At 34.8% G+C, this 14,474-nt stretch carries 11 protein-coding genes; 2 read left to right on the top strand and 9 right to left on the bottom strand.

Annotated elements, in window-relative coordinates:
• Positions 1–73 precede the first annotated feature (73 nt).
• The 4 genes from Q0783_RS05675 to Q0783_RS05660 all read right to left on the bottom strand — a co-directional run bounded on the left by Q0783_RS05675 (position 74) and on the right by Q0783_RS05660 (position 9,579).
• A complete protein-coding gene (locus Q0783_RS05675; protein WP_298893904.1) occupies positions 74–1,987 on the bottom strand; it encodes an OmpA family protein in 1,914 nt (637 codons plus the stop codon).
• Positions 1,988–2,006: 19 nt separating this feature from the next.
• Entirely contained in the window at positions 2,007–2,909 is a 903-nt protein-coding gene (locus Q0783_RS05670; protein WP_298893903.1) for a type IX secretion system membrane protein PorP/SprF, read from the bottom strand.
• A 71-nt stretch (positions 2,910–2,980) separates the two neighbouring features.
• Complete coding sequence (locus Q0783_RS05665) at positions 2,981–8,395, bottom strand: gliding motility-associated C-terminal domain-containing protein (protein ID WP_298893901.1); 5,415 nt, start codon at positions 8,393–8,395, stop codon at positions 2,981–2,983.
• A gap of 218 nt (positions 8,396–8,613) precedes the next feature.
• On the bottom strand, positions 8,614–9,579 hold the full coding sequence (locus Q0783_RS05660; protein WP_298756043.1) for an endonuclease/exonuclease/phosphatase family protein: 966 nt from the start codon (positions 9,577–9,579) through the stop codon (positions 8,614–8,616).
• A 71-nt stretch (positions 9,580–9,650) separates the two neighbouring features.
• Here Q0783_RS05660 and hflX point away from each other — a divergent pair, with 71 nt between their 5' ends.
• Positions 9,651–10,862, top strand: coding sequence for a GTPase HflX (hflX, locus tag Q0783_RS05655; RefSeq protein ID WP_298893899.1), 1,212 nt, complete (start codon positions 9,651–9,653; stop codon positions 10,860–10,862).
• 74 nt (positions 10,863–10,936) lie between these two features.
• Here hflX and Q0783_RS05650 read toward each other — a convergent pair whose 3' ends face one another.
• The 5 genes from Q0783_RS05650 to Q0783_RS05630 form a co-directional block, all read right to left on the bottom strand.
• On the bottom strand, positions 10,937–11,878 hold the full coding sequence (locus Q0783_RS05650) for a DUF3078 domain-containing protein (RefSeq protein WP_298893897.1): 942 nt from the start codon (positions 11,876–11,878) through the stop codon (positions 10,937–10,939).
• A gap of 163 nt (positions 11,879–12,041) precedes the next feature.
• On the bottom strand, positions 12,042–12,551 hold the full coding sequence (locus tag Q0783_RS05645) for a DUF2480 family protein (protein WP_298893896.1): 510 nt from the start codon (positions 12,549–12,551) through the stop codon (positions 12,042–12,044).
• A gap of 1 nt (position 12,552) precedes the next feature.
• Positions 12,553–12,879: a DUF59 domain-containing protein gene (locus Q0783_RS05640; RefSeq protein ID WP_230934787.1), complete on the bottom strand. Its 327-nt coding sequence runs from the start codon at positions 12,877–12,879 to the stop codon at positions 12,553–12,555.
• 7 nt (positions 12,880–12,886) lie between these two features.
• On the bottom strand, positions 12,887–13,309 hold the full coding sequence (locus Q0783_RS05635) for a SufE family protein (RefSeq protein ID WP_298893894.1): 423 nt from the start codon (positions 13,307–13,309) through the stop codon (positions 12,887–12,889).
• Between the two features lie 54 nt (positions 13,310–13,363).
• Positions 13,364–13,858 carry a hypothetical protein gene (locus Q0783_RS05630; RefSeq protein ID WP_298893892.1) on the bottom strand — a complete coding sequence of 165 codons (495 nt, stop codon included), beginning with the start codon at positions 13,856–13,858 and terminating at the stop codon, positions 13,364–13,366.
• Positions 13,859–14,012: 154 nt separating this feature from the next.
• Between Q0783_RS05630 and Q0783_RS05625 the strand changes: the two genes are divergently transcribed.
• Entirely contained in the window at positions 14,013–14,468 is a 456-nt protein-coding gene (locus Q0783_RS05625) for a hypothetical protein (RefSeq protein ID WP_298893890.1), read from the top strand.
• Positions 14,469–14,474: the final 6 nt, after the last annotated feature.

Genomic DNA, 14,474 nt, shown 5'->3' with positions numbered 1-14,474 from the left:
ACAATAAAAGCCCTGGTTGATTAATTCAGGGCTTTATATTGGTTAGTTATTCATTATTTAAATTTTATATTTTTTATTGTGCTTGTGGTCCTCCACTCACAATTATAAATTCTGATCTTCTATTCATTTGATGATCTTCATCAGAACAGTTAGAGCCACAATCTACTTTTAATTCACTCTCTCCTTTACCTGTAGCTGAAATTCTAGCTTTATCAATTCCTTTAGAAATCACATATTGAACAGTTGACTTCGCTCTTCTTTGAGATAATCCTTCGTTATAAGATCCAGGTCCTCTACTATCAGTATGAGATGTCGCATTAATAACTAGGTCAGGATATTTGTTCATAACTTGAACTAATTTATCTAATTCAAAAGCAGCTTGAGCAGTAATATTAGACTTATCAAAATCAAAATAAATTGCATTTAAAACAATAGCTTCTGGAGTAATAATCACTTCAATAGGATCTAAAGCAATATTAACTTCTACTTCTTCCTCTTCTGAAGCGCTTACAGTAACTTTTCTACTTTCATAACCGTCCATGGTTACTTCTAATTCTGAAGCTTTTCCACATTCAACTATAAATTCAACAGTACCATCAGAGTTTGTTACTTTTGACAATACACTATTTCCTTGATCATCATACATGGTTACTGATGCAGCATTAATTGGATTTCTAGTTTTAGAATCGGTAACGATACCTGTTATTAAAACATCACATAAAGGTTGTAATTTCTTGATAGCATATATATCATCACCACCTAATCCACCATCTCTATTAGAAGACACATATCCTTCTTCTGTTTCTTCATCTAAATGAAATGCAAAATCGTCTGCGCTACTGTTAATTGGCAAACCAATGTTACGAATTGGAGACATTTTACCATCTATTTCTTTAGTATGAAATACATCTAAGTTTCCTAAACCTAAATGACCATTAGAAGAAAAGTAAAGTGTATTATTACTACTTATGTAAGGGAACATTTCTTGTCCTTGAGTATTTACTTTCTGACCCAAATTTTCTGGATCACCAAGAGAGCCATCATCATTTATACTCGCTTTATAGATATCAAATAAACCATAACCTCCTGGCATATCTGATGCAAAGTATAATGTCTTTCCGTCTGGGCTAACTGAAGGGTTTTTTACTGAGTAATTTTGGCTGTTGATTGGAAATCCTTCAACATTGCTCCATTTACCACCAGATTTAGTAGCCTTAAACAGATGAAGCAAGCTATATCTATATTTTGTTATAGAATCTTTCTCATATTCTTTTTCATAGAAACTTTCTCTAGAAAAATACATTGTATTCCCATCTGGTGAAAAAGAAACAACTCCTTCATGAAACTTTGTATTTACCTCATCTTCTACTAAAGTTCCAGGTTGGTATGTCCCATCATCATTTTTAGCCATTTCATAAATATCTAAAAATGGTTCTTCATTCCATGAGTATGTTTTACGAGATGTATTTCTAGCAGATGTAATGTAAAGCTTTCCATCTTGAAGCGTTCCTCCAAAATCAGAATATTTGGTATTAAATCCTAAGTTTTGAATATTAAACTTCTTTCCTTTCTCTAAAATTTTAGGTAAGTAGTCTGGATTTTTATTAAAAGCAATCGCTCTATCATCACTTGGACGCATTGAAGCAAATTTTGCCATTTGAGTATTTGATTCTTCATACTTTCCATTAGCTTTTAACATTTGAGAATATTTAAAAACCATTTCTGGACTATCAGAAGTTTCTAAAGCTTTTGCATACCAACGTTCTGCTTCTTGAGTATTAAATACATTGTAATATGATTCTGCAAGCTGGCTATAAACATAAGGGCTACCTTTTCCGTCTTCAACTAATTTGGCATAGTCTTCAGCAGCTTCAACAAATTCAAATCTATTGAAATGTTTGTCTGCTCTTTTTGTGGATTTATCTTGAGCTATTAAGCTGAAACTACTTAATGCTGCTATTGTAAAAAGTGTCAATAATTTTTTCATGATTGTTTAGCTTAATTGATTAGAAATATCTTGGTGAACGTGAAACTTTCTTCGGAAAGTTTAAATCAAATAATAACATAAATTCGTGAGATGCAGGTGCATATCTTCTAATATCAGAAGTTACATTGTCATATGCATATCCAATTCTTAAAGAAGGCGTAATTGCAAAATTGACTAGCCCTGAGAAAGAATCGTCCAATCTATACGAAGCACCTATTTCGAATTTCTCGTAAAATAATGCGTTAAGGTTAACATCGAATGACGTTGGTGCACTAAATGCAGATTTCACTAAAAACGAAGGCTTTAACTTAGCATTTGGTGATAATTGAAAAACATATCCACCAGTAAGGAAGTAATGCGCTTCTTCAGAACCTAATTTATTTCCGTTAGCATCTAAATGAACAGAATTTAAAATATTTGGTACAGAAAGTGCTAAATAATAATTGTCTGAATAATAAAAGGCACCAGCTCCAATATTTGGTGTCGTTGTATTTATATTTTGAAAAAACGGATCATTTGGATCAATTAAATCTATTCCTGCTAATCCAATATCGTGAAACGTTGCTCCAGCTTTAACTCCGAAAGCTAACCTGTGCACTCCACCTAATTGCAATGTGTATGAGAAGTCAGCATACACATTTGTTTCTTTAATTGGCCCAACTTCATCAGAAATAACAGATAGGCCTAACCCTACTTTATCTCCAACTGGAAGATGTCCGAAAAATGTTCCTGTTTTTGGAGCGCCATCAATACCAGTCCATTGTGTACGGTAAAGTAATCCAAATGACAAATTCTCCTTAGAACCTGCATATGCTGGATTGATGACATTCATATTATACATGTACTGTGTGTATTGTGGATCTTGCTGTCCATACACCTGTGTTGCGATGAGCAATACAATAATGATATAAAATTTTTTCATTTGTTAGTTTGTTTGATTTTAGTTTGTTTGGTTGAATTCTTAGAATTCTATTTAAGATTTTAATTGGTTACTTAGTTGAGTCGTTGTATGTAAACCCATGCACTTCGTTGCTTACCATCTTCGTACTCCATTGTATAGAAATATGTTCCCACAGGTAGTTCATCACCATCGTTGGTTTGACCATACCATTCGTTTGTATAGTTCGCTTTAGAGTATACTAAAGTTCCATTACGATTAAAGATTTCAAGCTTACTTACATCATAACTACTTAAATCAAAAGTATCATTCATCCCATCTCCATTTGGAGAAATCCCTTGAGGAATCACACAACTTTCTAATTCAATTACATTTTGTGATGTAATACTAGAACATTGTGTTGCATCGTTAAAAGTCACTTCTATTTCATAAAGTCCTGCTTCTAATACTGGTAGGGTTAAACTGTTTTCTCCAGCAATAACGCCTCCATCTTGGTACCATACAATTGTTACTTCAGATTCTGAATAGTTATTGGCTGTTGCAGTAATTAAAATTGGTACTGTTGCATTAGGACACACCTCGTAATCAAAATCTGTAGTGAATGATGTACTAGGCAATGGCTTAACTATTAGGTCAAATGGTGTTGTAGAGAAGCAATCAAAAGCAATATTACTTTCCACTCTAGCATAGATTGTTTGAGAAGCGCTACTGTATAGTACAGATGTATCTATGGCATTAGTTCCTGCCTCAGCATCTGCCTCAGTTTCATAATAAGAGACCGAAAAGTCTGTAGCACTCTGACCATTGAGTATATTCGCGTCATGCGCTGCTAAGTCAAATAAAGTAGCTCCGTCTGTATCATCATCACATTCTTCAATTGGTACACTAGTTGCATCTGGAGTTGGTCCAGATATGATTAACTGGAACGATGTTGTAGCAGAACAAAATGTTGCATTAGCATCTTCAACTCTAACATAGATTGTTTGAGGATTAGATGTATTGGTGTAGTTTAATGGTAACGGATTCGCACCAGATTGAGCATCAGCCAAAGTTAAGTGGTAAGTTACATTAAACTCTGTTTCTGATTGTGTACCTAAAATACCTGCTGTTTGAATCCCTAAATCAAAGTCTTCAATCTCATCTGCTGATATGTCATCACAAGTAACAATATCTGCTACTGTATTTGCAACTGGTTCGTCTCCAAAAGTTATTGTCACCGAATCTTGAGCCTGAGCATCACATTGTTCATCATAAACTATAACTGTATAAGTACATGATTCTGTAACTATCAATGAAGACGATGTTTCGCCATCAATAATAAAACCATCACAATACCATTCCCAAGTATCAGCGAAAGGTGAATCAGCAATTATTTCATAAGAATCAAATCCACAAAACTCTTGATCTGGTCCTAAATCTACTTCTATTTCGGCTGTAATATCACCATCATCTTCACCACCTGCATTCGTTTGACTAATTGAAATGGTTCCTGGATCATCAGAGAAATTGGTTACTAATAAAAGGTAGATTTCTCCCGATAGAGCATTATCAATTGTAAGTGTTTCAGTAGAAATAAAAGAATAACTACAATCAACTATATTTCCAAAAGGATAAAAGTCTGGATCTGCTGTGTTGTTAGGACAATCTCCACCTGGATTAGGACATCCAAGGTCTAAATTCCCACAAGCATTTTCTACAGAATCAAAAGGACCCCATAGAACGAAATCAACGTCTAATCCATTTCCAGCATCATCAACTTGAGAGATTTCTATTTCAATCAATCCAGGGTCTCCAATTTGAATGATATTCCAAGTTGGGTTTGGTGCAGAGAATAGACAAGCAATATCTGAAGGATCAGGAATCCCAATAATATTAGGTGTCGTTAAAGCTCCGCCTGGTTCAGCACAGAAGTTTTCAGCATTTTCACAAATGATATTTGTAGGTGCTTCTTTGATACAAAGATCGAAGGTTGATGTTTCCGAATCATTTCCGCCTGAGAACACTCTAATAAAGTAAGTGTTTCCTATAACTAATTGAGGTGTTACGCTCGCTGTACCATCAGTACAATCAATCTCTACTAAACCATCACAAGTTCCTTCGTACAATGCATGATCTAAGTTAAAAGTTCCTCCAGCAATATTTACTAACGAGATTAATTGAACTTCACTTAATGCCGTAAATTCGAACCATACATCATCGTCTGGATTACCAGTACATGTACCATCTGGTACTCCCGATGGTGTTGCTTCAATTATTGTTCCTGGAGTTGTCAAATCACAAGAATCGTCATCATTAACCGCAGCAACAGTGGCGTCACACGGATTGTCATTTTCGGGTGGACATGCCAGTAATTGAATAGGACTACTATTAATAATACAGTTAACATCCTGATCATTACTTACAGATACAACGACATCAACCAAGAATGGAAATGGCCCAATTTGATAAGTTCCAACTGCTGTCACAGGTACTGTAGTAGCATCTATATTATTTGAAATTGTTAGTGATGTAGCATCACCTAAGCTAGTAACATTAACGTCAATTAAGAACTGATCGCCATTATCACAATCGTCAATAACTTGATATGTGGCTACTGGGTTTACACATGTAGCACAAGCTACAGTAAAGTCAATCCCATCTAAACAACATCCACTACCAGACTGACAGCTTACTGACGGATCTGATAAAATCTGGATGGTAATTGTATCTGTTAAAGACTGAAATGTTAATCCATCAAGTACACCATCATTACCTTCGTCATTATATAGTACAGTGCCATCTCCATCAGTTACAAGTAAGAAATCAAAAGGAGCCCCTTCTATTTCTCCTACATTAATAGTAAGATTAAGGAGTGAACCATCTGAACTTGTGTATGTAAATATTTCAGAATCATTATTTCCATAACAAAGGAAGCTATTCACTGGGCCTACTGCACAATCTACATCAAAATTGGTTTGTATTGTTGTCGTAAAAATCACCGGTCCAGACCATATACTAAATTCGCTACCACAATCGGCTCTTACCCAAACTTCATATTCGGTTTCAAAATCTAAACCAGAAATACTTGCTGAAGGTGTTCCTACAGTAGTACCAGGACCTGTTGGTTCGCCTGTTCCAGAAGGAACAACTACATATTCCCATGATGTTTCTCCATTGTTAGGTGTCCAACTTATATCTGCAGTAGTTCCTGTAATATTAGCTACTGTAATCCCACTTGGAGGAATACAGAAGTTTCCACAAGACTCTACTCTTACAAAATCTATAGACATATCGCCTTCAAAACCTGTTCCGGCTCCACCATAGCTAAATTCTAAATAAATCACTTGACCTAGATAAGCATCAAGATTAATTCCTACTGGTACCCAAGCTTCGTCGTCTGAGATTTGTAAATCTCCTACCCATGTAAATACATTAGTAAACGGACCTGCTGCATCTGTACCTACACCAACATTTAATGTTCCCATATCATCTCCAAAAGCATGGAAGAAGAATGACAATTCAGCGCCATCAACAGCCGTTGACATATCAATTGCTGGACTTATAGCCGATGCAATATCTGTAGCATCACCTGTTGCTTCATATTCTAAATGGTTTCCTCCGCCGCCATCAAAAGCATTTGCAGGACCAGTACCAAAAGAATTGGCTCCAGCTGCTGTGATATCCCAGTTACCATTAGAACCATCAAAACCTGTTCCTGTCCAACCTGATGGTGGATCTTGTTCAAAGTTTTCAGTAAAAATGAATGAAGACGAACCTGTTACACAAGTCACTCCAACTGGTGGTGGTGGTGGTGTATTTAATGTTGTAAAATTAATTGGTCCAACCCAACTACTTAAACCATCAACACCGCAATCACTTCTTACCCATACTTCATAAGCTGTACTTGGGTTTAATGGTGTTGCTGTGTAAGGGTTATCTGTTGTTGCTGTCCCAGCTCCTGCAGGAACGCCTGTTCCTTGAGGCTGTATCGCTACTTCCCAAGACGTCTCAGTTCCACCAGGCGTCCAACTTATATCAGCCGATGTATCAGTAACATTATCTACCACCACACCTGTCAATTCTTGACATGAAGGGATAGCACGTACTCTAAAGTTATCTACAAAAACATCATTATCTTCTGCATCATCAACAGTTCCTTCAGACCCTAAAATACCAAACTGTACAATCTGACCTGAATATGCTGTTAAATCAAATACAACTTGAGTTCCAGTAACAGGAACCACAGTAGTATTATCAAAAGTTATTAAACTCGTCCATGTTGCACCATTATCTGTACTAATCAATAATTGTACAGTATCATCAGAACCTAAAGTTCCTGCTGTAGTGCTACTTGCGAATTGCATGATCCCAAAATCAAAATCTACTTGAAATGGCCCACCTGTTAAATCAAACTGAGGTGATAAAATCCAATCGCTTTTGGCTGCTTGCCATAAATTTATTTTATATGCTCCATCAAAACCATTATTCAAAAATCCATCCGGTCCCCAATCTCCAGCGCCAAGTCCTGTAGGACCTGTTGTCGCATCTCCATCAGAAGCTTCATCCCAACAATTTGGTATTATTGTGGCGAAGCCTTCTAAATAATCAGGAACAAATACATCACAAGCTGACAAAAAGTTTACTGGACCAACCCAATTACTAAGACCGTCACCTCCACAATCTGCTCTTACATAGACTTCATAATCTGTTACAGCTGTTAACCCATTTTCAGTGTAAGGGTTATTTGTTGTGGCTGTTCCTGCTCCTGTTGGAACACCAGTTCCTATAGGTTGAACTACAACTTCCCAGTTTGTTTCAGCTCCACCTGCTGTCCAGTTAACATCTACTGACGTTGCAGTAATATTGCTCACTGTAATTCCTGTTGGCTCAGGACAACTTACGTCAAAAACAGATACAGTATCGAAAGCGACACCTTCATCTTGAACAGAAGTATCAGACCCAAATGCAAATCTTAAGATCACACTTGCTTCTCCTGCTAGTCCAACTAATGCATGACGAGCGATAACCCATCCTTGAGATCCATTTGCTGCACCTCTACCTGTCCAACCTTCTTGCTGGCCTCCTGGGTTTCCTCCTATAGTTCCATCGGTAAACCAATTGTTTGGATCACCAACGGCACCAACATTTTGCCATGTCGTTCCATCATCTATAGATGATTGTAAAACCATTCCATCCCAGCTAAATTCTGAATTCCACCAAATACTAAATTCAATTGATGGTGCAGTTAAGCTTGTAAAATCAAAAACAGGGCTTTGAACTGTTGATGATTCACTTACGTTATAATCACCAGTTAAATTGGTCACCCAAGCATTAACGCCAGAATCAGCACTATTAATTATTGTATTTGCAGGAGCTCCTAGAGCCCATGTTCCTGCTGTAGTATTATCTGCAACCCAACCTCCGTCTCCAGATTCAAAATCTTCTAGATACGGATATGATGTTACCTGAGCAGAGGCACACCAAATTGAAAAAGCAAGTAAAAATGATAACGAGAGTAAAACTTTTTTCATATCAATGAATGCTATTAAATTATTTTAATTAATTGATAGTTAGTGTCTTAATTTTAATCCAAAGGGGCAGGACCGAATAATTAAGACATTACTAAGTCTCTCTATAAGACCTAAATAAGTATCCGAAGATAAAAAAAATGGTAGTTAACGAACTGTTAACATTGTTATAATAGATAAAAAGCAGTTATTATCGACAAAAAGAAAAAGACGTTAAGAACTTATGTTTCAGAGACATTTAATTGTACAAAAACTGGAAAGTGATCACTGTAGCCTCCTTTGTATTTTTTACCAACAAAAGTTCTAAATGGTTGTCCTTTAAATTTACCCTTATATTGAGTAAGAAATTTTTCATCAAAAATATCGGCTTCATCAAACTTTAATTTATTCTTTTGAGTTTCGAAAAAATTAGTTGAAAATAATATTTGATCAAATAAATTCCATTTAAAATTATGGTTCAAACTTCCTCTGCTATAGGATAACATAGTTTCCATTGGATTGTAAAGATCACCATTTGCAGAAAGAAATTTTATACTCTCATTACTTGGGTTATCATTAAAATCTCCCATTACCAAAAGTTTAGCATTGGGATCTTTTGCTTTGATAGTATCAATTATCTCTACAACTTTTTGAGCCGCTTTTAAACGCTTAGGCATCGATTCTTGCTCTCCCTCTCTTCGTGATGGCCAGTGATTGATTATACAATGTACTTTTTCTGAATGAAGAATTCCTGATACTAATAAAATATCTCGAGTGTAATCTTGCTCGCCAATTTCATCTTCAAGGTATATAGAATAGGTTTTAGAATGTTGGACAGTAAAAACTGTTTTATCATAAATCATGGCAACATCAATACCTCTTTCGTCCTGAGAATTATAATGAACAATACCATAGTTATATGATTCCAGATCCTTGCTCTCAATAAGATCACGGAGCACGTTTTTATTTTCAACTTCAGCCAAGCCTACAATCGAGGGTGGCTTTTGGGCGTTTTCGACACCAATTTTGGAAATCACTTGTGCTAATTTAAAAAGCTTTCGATCGTAACGCTTTTGAGTCCAACGTTTATCAGAATTTGGTAAAAAGTCGTCATCGTGTTTTGATGCATCATTATATATGTCGAACAGATTTTCGAGATTATAGAACGCAACTGTATAAGTAATTGTTTTTTCGTCTTGGGAATTCACATTACAAATTTAGGTTTTAAAATGCAATAGACGAAGATTCAATTATGTAACTTTGTCTTTTATTTTAATATATGATTGAAAAAAAGAATATAGCACTAGAAAAAACAATACTTATAGGCGTGGTCACTAGAGATCAAAATGAAGAGCAATCTAAAGAGTACTTAGATGAGCTAGAATTTTTGACCTACACAGCTGGAGGTGAAGTTTTAAAACGTTTTACCCAGAAAATGGATATGCCAAATCCAAAGACATTTATTGGTTCTGGTAAAATGAATGAAGTGCAACACTATATTGAAGACCATAATGTTGGTACAGCGATTTTTGATGATGAACTTTCTGCTGCTCAAGAACGTAACATAAGTAAGATTTTAGGATGCAAAGTATTAGACAGAACAAATCTTATTCTTGATATTTTTGCTCAACGCGCTCAAACAAGTTATGCACGAACCCAAGTTGAATTGGCTCAGTGTGAATACTTATTACCACGATTAAAAGGAATGTGGACTCACCTTGAACGTCAAAAAGGTGGTATTGGTATGCGTGGTCCTGGTGAAACAGAAATTGAAACCGATAGACGTATTGTACGCGACAAGATTGCTTTACTCAAAGCAAAGATTAAAACGATTGACAAACAAATGGCGGTTCAACGTGGTAATCGTGGAAAAATGGTTCGCGTAGCTTTGGTTGGTTATACCAATGTTGGTAAATCAACATTAATGAATGTAGTTAGTAAAAGTGATGTGTTTGCTGAAAACAAATTATTTGCAACTTTAGATACCACTGTAAGAAAAGTGGTGATTCAAAATCTTCCTTTTTTACTCACTGACACTGTTGGATTTATTAGAAAATTACCTACGCAATTAGTCGAATCTTTTAAAAGTACACTTGATGAAGTTAGAGAAGCAGATTTGTTGCTTCATGTTGTTGATATCTCACACCGAAATTTTGAAGAGCATATTGAATCTGTAAATAAGATTCTTGGTGAGATTGACAGTTCAGACAAACCAACGATTATGGTATTTAATAAGATTGATGCTTATGAAGCTGAACCTTTTGATGATGATGATCTTATCACCGAGAGAACATCATCACATTATTCATTGGATGAATGGAAAAACACGTGGATGAATCGAGTAGGTAATAATGCCTTGTTTATTTCCGCATTAAACAAAAAGAATCTCGATACATTTAAAAAACGAGTCTATGATGAAGTAAGAGAAATTCATATCACACGATTCCCATACAATCATTTTTTGTATCCTGATTATACCGAAGAAACATAAGACACGTTTTATAGAAACAAAAAAAGCATCCTGTTAATCTCAGGATGCTTTTTTTATAGTATCTATTGTTAGAATTAGAACTTGTAAGTTAATCCTAATGTGTAGTAGCTTTGTAAGTCGTTATCAACATTATCAAACGTTGGTTCTGCTGCTGTTCCCATTGGATCAAACTGACTTAAAGCAAAATTTAAAGCCTCTTGCTTGTTATTTCTTAAACCAAAATCAAATCCTACACCAATACTTTTCCATAGTGTATAGCTAAACGAGTTGGTCCATGTCCAATTAGACAAATCACCACTTTTATAACTCTGAAACATTGATAGGTTTGATTTAAATGCTATTGCTCCAATTTGACGCGTATAATCTGCAACAATTTTTGCACCTAAAGATGATTCGAAAACGGTATCATTATCAGCAAAAACAAAATTGTAGTTTAATGGGTGGATTACAACAATCAAGTTCTCAAGTGGCGTCCATGTTGCACCAACACCAACATCTAAATATCCAGGATCATTGAAGTTATTTAAAATCGTTGTTCTGTATTCCATCAATCCAGAAATGGCAAATTTTTCGCTCAATTTTCTTCCGTATAAAGAAGAAATATTAAACACGTCTGTTGTTGGTTCGAAATCATCGCTATCGGTATCTATGTCTTTGTTATCTAACTTCGTCCAATTTAAATTAGTTGTTAAGGCATTTCTCCAGAAAAATTTCTCTTGAATTAGGTTCGCATATCCATTTACTGTAAACCCAATATTTCCCGATGAATTATTAGGAGCACCTTGCGCATACCAGTTATTAAAGTTAGACAAACTTCCTCCAATTACACCAAAGGCTCCAACTCTCCAACCAGGTAACGCATCTATTTGTGCTTGTAATGCGTTTGCTTCTGCTTGAGCAGCATCAGCTTCTGCTTGTTTTTCTGCTTTTTGAGCTTGTAATTCCTCTTTAGTTTGTGAGAAACCGAAAGACATTGATAACATCAATACTGCTGTAAAAAGTAATTTTTTTGTCATAGTTCTTGTTTTAGTTTTAATAGTTTTCAAATTGTTAATTAGAATGCAAATATAAATCATTAGCTATTTGAATGCCAACAATTTAGCTGAAAATGAAAATTTAGTAATTCGTATCTGTAGTATTTGACTCTATTTTTTCATTAAAGTCACAAGAAGGGTGGTTTTATTTTTTTCTTTTGAAAAGTGGTACAGATGAGCAAGCTTCACCATACATTATAGATTTAGCAACAGGTTTTAATTTGCTAGACAACATGAGGTAAGCATTGGTTGGAACAGGTTTATTAGCACAACCTTTAATAATGATTGGTTTATCCTTGTAAGATTCGACATCCAATGTATTTATAACATCTTGAAAGAGTGATGTCTCTAGTGTTTCGAGATCTCCTACACACACTTTTTTAGCATAGGGTTGTAATTCTAGAGTGAGCAACATAAAGGACCAAGCAGGAATTATGGCATCTGTAGAACAGGTTAATGCTACATATTGATTTTGATGTTGAGACCAATCATAATCTTTTACATATTGCCTAAACTCTTTTTCTCTCAACACAAAACCTTCATAAAGCCAATTTTTGATATCAAAAACATGGCGCTCTCCATCTGGATAGTAGTCTTCTAAGTCGACTACCATCAATTTACTTTGCGCAACTCTATTTACAATTTCCTCGGCCATATTAAAGCATTCCTAATTCTAATTTGGCTTCTTCACTCATAAGATCTTGACTCCATGGTGGATCGAATGTAATTTCAACCTCAGCTGTTTTTACATCATTCAATGACTTTACTTTTTCTTCAACTTCTAATGGAAGCGTTTCTGCAACGGGACAATTAGGCGTGGTTAAGGTCATTAAGATCTTAACATCATAATCTTCATTTACAAAAACATCATAAATAAGTCCTAATTCATATATATCTACAGGAATTTCTGGATCATAAATGGTTTTTAAAACTCTTACTATCTTTTCTCCTAATAGGTTTGTATCTATTGTTGTATCGCTCATTTTCGAACTAATTTAACTGTGTTTGATATGCAATTGCATACATTTTAATTTGTTTGATCATACTTACCAATCCGTTAGCACGTGTTGGAGACAAATGTTCTTTTAGACCAATTTTGTCGATAAAATCTGTATTACTTTCAATGATATCTTTAGGGTGTTGATTTGAGAATACTCTTATCAATATGGCAATAATTCCTTTAGTAATAATAGCATCGCTGTCTGCCGTAAACTCTACTTTATCATTGGTCATTTCGGCATGAACCCAAACTTTACTTTGACACCCTTTAATAATATGATCATCGGTTTTATATTGCTCATCTATTAAAGGTAAGGTCTTACCTAAATCTATCATATATTGGTAGCGTTCTTCCCAATCTTCAAACATCGAAAATTCATCAATAATCTCATCTTGTATCTCAGCAATTGTCATCTAAAATTCTTTTTCGTTTTAGCATTCATTTTTATAATGCAAAGATACGCATCTCTATTGTTTCTCAAACAATGTTTTAATCGATAAGATTTTCTCAACAACGCTTTTAATAGCTACTGGAGGTGTTCCGTGATCAAAGTTTTCAGTCTTATAGGTGTCTTCACCTTTTGAGATCTCTAAATGTGCCATAGGAGCACCATCATATCGAAATGCTCTTGAAGGTGGTTCTAGCCCTGGTAGTGTTTTTTCATCGGTTTCACTAATGAGTGCCATTAATGCCTCTTTTTCTTCTTTAGGGATTTGATATTTACGAATATCTTTGAGATTATAGTCATTAGTTACAGACATAGAATCGCCTTCAATCCATATTTGCAGAAAAAATCCTCTGGTATGTGCTTTATAATTAATTTTCATCGCCTCTTCTTGCAATCGTGCTTCGGTCATTTCGGTAGTGACTTGCGAAGACGTATCATTGGTCGTTTGTGCTTTATTTTTATCGCATTCTTTAGCTGAAATCAGCATGAATACCAAACATATAACTAGTTTCATAATTGTGAGCTTTTTGTTGTTAGTAGTAATATTACAAAAAAGAAGCCAAAGTTTATGATTGGTGTCACTTTTCAGAATTATTTAAAAACAAATTCTTTAGAACTAAGAAAAAAATAATACTTTTAGTACCATACATTAATCTTAAACACTAATAATGAAAACATTACTATCTCTTTTTCTGCTTATCTCTTTTACTGCATCTGCGCAAAAACTTGACCGAAAACAAATATATAACTATTCTAATGACGTTGAGTTTAGAATTTATGCTATTCAAAAAAGCAGAACTGCTGATAGAAATCAAGAAATTTTTGTTGCTGAAAAAGGTCAGCGTTTTTTTACCATTGTATTTGAGTTTAAAAATAATAGCTCGGAGGCTCAAATTATAGATTTTGAAAAGATATTCATTAAGGATAAAGATGGAAATCTACATCAAGTAGATTTGGTGGTTATGTCAATGAAGTTAACCTCTTCAATAAAGAAGTTTCAACAAAAATTAAAAGCCAATAAAAAACGAAAGATAATAGCTCAGTTTATTCCACCACTTCCAAAAAAGGAGCTTATAAAAACATTGGTCATTGACGGAACTGAGATAGAATTAAAATACAATTAATAAAAA

Source organism: uncultured Psychroserpens sp., assembly GCF_947500255.1.
GTDB lineage: Bacteria > Bacteroidota > Bacteroidia > Flavobacteriales > Flavobacteriaceae > Psychroserpens.
The sequence above is the reverse complement of the archived record's forward strand: the minus strand, read 5'-3'. Positions and strand labels throughout refer to the sequence as shown.

Excerpts from the sequence above, each read along its gene's own strand:
- Q0783_RS05675 (WP_298893904.1), bottom strand. The coding sequence starts at position 1,987 with ATGAAAAAATTATTGACACTTTTTACAATAGCAGCATTAAGTAGTTTC.
- Q0783_RS05670 (WP_298893903.1), bottom strand. The coding sequence starts at position 2,909 with ATGAAAAAATTTTATATCATTATTGTATTGCTCATCGCAACACAGGTG.
- Q0783_RS05665 (WP_298893901.1), bottom strand. The coding sequence starts at position 8,395 with ATGAAAAAAGTTTTACTCTCGTTATCATTTTTACTTGCTTTTTCAATT.
- hflX (WP_298893899.1), top strand. The coding sequence starts at position 9,651 with ATGATTGAAAAAAAGAATATAGCACTAGAAAAAACAATACTTATAGGC.
- Q0783_RS05650 (WP_298893897.1), bottom strand. The coding sequence starts at position 11,878 with ATGACAAAAAAATTACTTTTTACAGCAGTATTGATGTTATCAATGTCT.
- Q0783_RS05645 (WP_298893896.1), bottom strand. The coding sequence starts at position 12,551 with ATGGCCGAGGAAATTGTAAATAGAGTTGCGCAAAGTAAATTGATGGTA.
- Q0783_RS05640 (WP_230934787.1), bottom strand. The coding sequence starts at position 12,879 with ATGAGCGATACAACAATAGATACAAACCTATTAGGAGAAAAGATAGTA.
- Q0783_RS05635 (WP_298893894.1), bottom strand. The coding sequence starts at position 13,309 with ATGACAATTGCTGAGATACAAGATGAGATTATTGATGAATTTTCGATG.
- Q0783_RS05630 (WP_298893892.1), bottom strand. The coding sequence starts at position 13,858 with ATGAAACTAGTTATATGTTTGGTATTCATGCTGATTTCAGCTAAAGAA.
- Q0783_RS05625 (WP_298893890.1), top strand. The coding sequence starts at position 14,013 with ATGAAAACATTACTATCTCTTTTTCTGCTTATCTCTTTTACTGCATCT.